The sequence below is a fragment of the Streptomyces sp. NPDC006265 genome (assembly GCF_040613555.1).
GTDB lineage: Bacteria > Actinomycetota > Actinomycetes > Streptomycetales > Streptomycetaceae > Streptomyces.
Map to the genome: position 1 here is coordinate 1 of NZ_JBEXSH010000880.1, position 3,751 is coordinate 3,751.

3 protein-coding genes and 1 pseudogene are annotated in these 3,751 nt (G+C 73.7%); 1 reads left to right on the forward strand and 3 read right to left on the reverse strand.

Translation table 11 applies throughout. The annotated features are described in order from the left end of the window. A pseudogene (locus ABZ281_RS41995) lies at positions 1-125 on the forward strand (methyltransferase); the annotation flags it as partial. Positions 126-128: 3 nt separating this feature from the next. Here the strand turns inward: ABZ281_RS41995 and ABZ281_RS42000 are convergent. The 3 genes from ABZ281_RS42000 to ABZ281_RS42010 form a co-directional block, all read right to left on the reverse strand. Continuing rightward, positions 129-728 (reverse strand): flavin reductase family protein, encoded by a 600-nt coding sequence (locus ABZ281_RS42000; RefSeq protein WP_356663229.1) that lies wholly within the window; start codon positions 726-728, stop codon positions 129-131. 77 nt (positions 729-805) lie between these two features. Further along, entirely contained in the window at positions 806-1,591 is a 786-nt protein-coding gene (locus ABZ281_RS42005) for an enoyl-CoA hydratase-related protein (RefSeq protein WP_356663227.1), read from the reverse strand. Further along, positions 1,591-3,732: an acetate--CoA ligase family protein gene (locus tag ABZ281_RS42010; protein ID WP_356663231.1), complete on the reverse strand. Its 2,142-nt coding sequence runs from the start codon at positions 3,730-3,732 to the stop codon at positions 1,591-1,593. The genes ABZ281_RS42005 and ABZ281_RS42010 overlap by 1 nt, the downstream gene beginning before the upstream one ends. Positions 3,733-3,751: the final 19 nt, after the last annotated feature.

The window sequence follows — 3,751 nt, forward strand, 5'->3', positions numbered from 1 at the left end:
GGCTGCGCGTCACCGACCGGCTCGACGCCCGGCCGCGCCACTCCCGCGCACGGGACACCGGCGATCCGCTCCATGCCGCCCGATCCGCCGAGGTCACCTCGCTGTGGCGGCTGACCGCGGTGTGAGCCCTACGGGGGTGCCAGCCGGGCGAAACGACCCCGGTGGAAGAGGAGCGGGCCGTCGGCGTCCTCCGTGCCGAGGGCGTTCACCCGGCCCACCACGATGAGGTGGTCGCCGCCGGTGTGCACGGCGTGGATGGCGCAGTCGATCCACGCCACGGCGCCCGTCAGCCGCGGCGAGCCCGACACCGGCGCCGCGTCGTACGCCACGCCCGCGAACTTGTCCGCGCCGCTCACCGCGAAGGCGCGGCACAACTCGCCCTGCCCGGCGCCCAGGACGTTCACACAGAACACCCCGGCGCGGGCGATCCGCGGCCAGGTCGTCGAGGTCCGGCCGACCATGAAGGCGACGAGGGGAGGGTCGAGGGAGAGGGAGCTGAAGGACTGGCAGGCGAAGCCGGCGGGAGGTTCTCCGGCCGTGCCGGCGGGTGCCGTGACGACGGCCACGCCCGTCGCGAAGTTCCCCAGGACCCGGCGGAACTCCCGGGCGTCGAGGGGTGCGCGCTCGTCGGCGCCGACGCACCGCAGTTCGGGCCGTGGCAGCGCGTCGACGGGCTCGGGGGCGGTGGCGCGGACCGACCTGAGGTAGCGGACGGCGGCTTCCGCCATCCCTGCTTGTCCCATCACACCCAGCATTGAAACTGACGAAGCGTCAGATGGGAAGGGTCATGAGGGGGTCGGAAGGGTCACTGGCCCCGGAACTCCGGGCTCCGCCGCTCCACGAAGCTCCGTACGCCGTCCCGCGCGTCCGCCGTCGTCATGTTGATCTCCTGTGCGGCGGCCTCGGCGGCGAAGGCGGCGGCGCGGTCGGTGTCGAGGGAGGCGTTGACGAGCTGCTTGGTCAGGGCGAGGGCGCGGGTGGGGCCGGAGGCGAGACGCCCGGCCCAGGCGCGCGCCGTCTTCTCCAGCTCCTCGTCCCTGACGACCCGGTTGACGAGCCCGAGGCGTTCGGCGTCCGCCGCGCCGATCGCGTCACCGAAGAACATCAGCTCCTTCGCACGCTGCGGGCCCACGAGCCGCGGGAGGAGGTAGGCGCCGCCCCCGTCGGGGACCAGTCCGCGGCGCACGAACACCTCGATGAAGCGGGCGGATTCGGCCGCGAGGACCAGATCGCAGGCGAACGCCAGATGCGCGCCGAGCCCCGCCGCCGTGCCGTTCACGGCCGCGATCACCGGCTTCTCGCAGTCGAGCACGGCGGCGATCAGCCGCTGGGCGCCGGTGCGCAGGGTGCGGGCGACATCGCCCGCGAGGCGTTCGCCGGGAGTGCCGGTGCCCCGGAGGTCCGCCCCGGCGCAGAAGCCGCGGCCCGTTCCTGTGATCACGACGGCTCGAATCGCGGGTGTCGCCGATGCCTCGGACAACAGCCGGACGATCTCGTCCCGCTGCTCCGGCGTGAGGGCGTTGAGCGCCTCGGGCCGATTGAGGGTGATGGACAGGACACGATCGGCTGTCGCCCGCAGAACCGCCGGCATCAGCGGCACACCGCCAGCGCGTCCAGCGCCACGGCACCCTGCCCCTGCGGCAGGACCATCAGCGGGTTGATGTCCAGCTCCGCGAGCTGGTCCCCGAGTTCCAGGGCCATGCGCTGCACGCGCAGGACGACCTCGACCAGCGCGTCCAGATCCGCTGCCGGCCGCCCCCGGACCCCGTCGAGCAGGGCCCGCCCGCGCAACCCGGCGAGCATGTCCCGCGCCTGCTCCTCCCCGAAGGGCGGCACCCCTACGGCCGTGTCGCGCAGCACCTCGACGAGCACGCCGCCGAGCCCGACGGTCACGGTCGGGCCGAACAGGTCGTCGTGGGCGACACCGACGACCATCTCCACGCCCTGCTCCACCATCTGGCAGACCAGGACGCCGTCCAGGGCGACGTCCTCGTAGCGGGCGATGTCGGTCAGCTCGCGGTAGGCGTCGCGGACCTGGCTGGCCGAGCTCAGCCCGATCTTCACCAGGCCCAGCTCGGTCTTGTGCGCGATCCGGGCCCCGGAGGCCTTCATCACCACCGGGTAGCCCACGAGCCCGGCCGCGCGGACGGCCGCCGCCGCACTGGTCACCAACTGCTCGCGCGGTACGCGGATGCCGTACGCCCGCAGCAGCTGCTTCGCCGCGTGCTCGCTCAGCTGCCGGCCGGGCTGCATCAGGGCCTGTGCCTTGCGGTAGGACGGCGAGAGGGTGCGCGGGGCCTCGTCGAAGGGGGAGCGGTAGGCGGCCGCGAAGCGGTGGTGGGCGAGGTGGGCGCGGACGGCGGTGAGGCAGTTGCCGACCGTGCGGAAGGTGGCCACGCGGGAGGAGCCGAGCAGGACCTCGCGGTAGGCGGGCTCGGTGCCGACCGGTGAACCCCACACCACGCAGACGAGTTTGTCGGTCTGCTCGGCCGCGTCCACCAGGTCCCGTACGAGCCGGTCGCTGAGCGGGGGGAACGGCCCGGTGACCGGGCAGATCAGCACGCCCACCGCGGGATCGGCGAGGATCGCGTCGATGATCTTCCGGCCGCGTTCGTCCCCGACCGGATGCCCGCCGTTGTCGACCGGGTTGGCGACGTTCAGGTATTCGGGTATCCACTGGTGCAGCTCGGCCTGCTTGGCCTCGGACAGGACCGGCAGGCTCAGGCCCGACCCGGTCGCCAGGTCGGCGACGTGTGCGCCCGTGCCGCCGGAGATGGAGTAGACGACGACCCCGTCGGCACGCGGCGGGCGGGCCCGGGCCAGGAGGGCCGCCGTGTCCTGGAGTTCGTCGAGCCCGTCGACCCGGATCACGCCGTACTGGCGCAGCGCCGCGTCGACCACGGCGTCCGCGCCGGTCAGTTTGCCGGTGTGGGAGGCGGCCGTGCGGGCGCCGGTCTCGGTACGGCCCACCTTGACGGCGACGACCGGCACACCGAGCCGGGCGGCCCGGTCGGCGGCGAGCAGGAAGGAGCGGCCGTCCTTCAGCCCTTCGAGGTAGCAGGCGATGGCGCCGACCTCGGGTTGCTCGGCGAAGTAGGAGAGGAAGTCGGCGCTCTCCAGATCGGCCTCGTTGCCGGTGGGGGCCCAGTGGGAGAGGCGGATGCCGAGTTCCTGCAGGGCGAAGACGGGGCGGCCCTGGTGGCCGGACTGGGTGATCAACGCGATCGCCGGCCCCTGAAGGTCGTCGCGGAACCGCTCGAAGGCGTTCAGGTTGGTGTTGGGCCCCAGCAGCCGCAGCCCGGACTGCTCCACGGCGGCGGCCAGTCGCCGCTGGGCGGCCTCGCCCTGCGGCCCGGTTTCGGCGAACCCGGACGCGAAGACGACCGCGAACCGGGCCTTGGCCTCGGCCAGTTCCTCGATCACCGGGAGGGGGTCACCGACCAGCACCACGGCCAGGTCGACCTGTTCGGGCAGGTCGGCGACGGATGGGGAGCAGGGGATGTCGAACACGGAGGGCCGGCTGGGATGGACCGGGTGCAGCGTGGCGCCGACGCGCTCGGCCCAGTCGGCCAGTTGCCGTGTGATCCCGGTGTTCGGGCGGCCCTCGGTGTCCGAGGCGCCGACCACGGCGACGGACCGGGGGCGGAAGAAGCGGTCCAGATCGGGTACGCCGGCGTGCAGCGGCCGTCCGCTGACGTCCAGGTCGCCCGCCTGGGCCGGCCTGACGTGCACGGCGAGCCCGGACCCCTCG